Below are 888 nucleotides of genomic sequence, written 5' to 3'. Positions count from 1 at the left end.
TAAAACAGGGACTGCAGAAATGATTTCTTTAGCACGTAAGGGGTCTTGCAATTGAGGAAGAATAAAAACTCCAATTCGCCCATCATTTAAGTCCCTTTTAATGAGGGGAACGAGAGCGGGAGTTCCGGAATCCCTGAACACTCCTAAACTTACAGAGACGTCGTGAAGAATCGCTTGTCTCTGACCTAAATTGGCAATCGTTGTTCGAACGCTAAATGACTTCGGAGTAAGGACGAACCCCATTCCGTATTTTAGAATTTCTCTTTGTCTTTCTGGAAGACCAATGTTCATAATATAAATACTGTCGACATATAATCCCGCCCCATCAAAATGAAGTTCTGACTGCTCAACGGTTACGATATCCGATAATTTTGAACCGCTCATAAGAAAATTAGCCAACACAAAACAGACGACCGTCGCGATAAGAGAAGCCCAAATGTTGATTGCTAAATAGCTGAGCGTGACCACGAATGAAGTGAAGATAACGAGATAATTCCTACTTTCAAAAGTAACGGCAATTCCCTCAATGTACGTATTCCCTCTTGGAACCAGCTCATAAGAATCCATTTCAGTCAGTGTATTTCTCTCCATATTTCTTACTTCCCTAAATTGAGAGGCAGCTAGTGTTAAGAATGTGACCGCTGTAAACTCTTTTTCCATAATAGATGGAATAGCAATCGTCCCTAATGCCGAAGCAATGAAACCTAAAGATAAATGAATGATTTTCCCATGGAGATAGGTAGGGTATTGTCGATAATCACTTCGAAGCATGAAGATACGCAAGGCGGTACCAACAACAATGCCGACGATGATCGGATAAGTATATTCGTTCACATATATGCAGCTCCTTTATTAAAACTTTGCAGCCTTCTCTTTTTATTTCTATTT

Annotated in this window: 1 protein-coding gene; it reads right to left on the bottom strand. The window is 40.1% G+C overall.

The features are described from left to right. A partial coding sequence (locus tag LD39_RS21290) for a YIEGIA family protein (RefSeq protein ID WP_035553735.1) occupies positions 1-834 on the bottom strand: 834 nt, incomplete at its 3' end. Positions 835-888: the final 54 nt, after the last annotated feature.

Origin of the sequence: Halobacillus sp. BBL2006 (genome assembly GCF_000786645.1) — a bacterium.
GTDB lineage: Bacteria > Bacillota > Bacilli > Bacillales > Halobacillaceae > Halobacillus.
This window is presented reverse-complemented; position numbering and strand designations above follow the sequence as displayed.